1 protein-coding gene is annotated in these 295 nt (G+C 34.6%); it reads right to left on the reverse strand.

What is annotated here, in order from left to right; all coding sequences use genetic code 11:
* A partial coding sequence (locus PZH32_RS13180; protein WP_275208705.1) for a hypothetical protein occupies positions 1 to 295 on the reverse strand: 295 nt, incomplete at both ends.

Below are 295 nucleotides of genomic sequence, written 5' to 3' on the forward strand. Positions count from 1 at the left end.
GTCCGGATCAAATAACAAATTATTTTGAATCAACATTCTTGTGTATGTAAAGGTTCTCCACACTAGCCCCCTTATAGTCATTTCGCCCTTTACCGGGTAAATCATTCTTGGAATCAGAACATCTGCAATTTCTCTTTCTTTAATAACTTGATTTTGCCATGGAAGAGTTATTTCAACATGCTTGTTTCCAGCAAAAACATCTTCATAATTACTAATTACTGTATCCACATTATATTTTTGAATATCATCCACAAAAGTAGCTATAAAATCCGGATGTGGCATGTCATCGATGTCC

Origin of the sequence: Adlercreutzia equolifaciens (assembly GCF_029076695.1) — a bacterium.
GTDB lineage: Bacteria > Actinomycetota > Coriobacteriia > Coriobacteriales > Eggerthellaceae > Adlercreutzia > Adlercreutzia equolifaciens_A.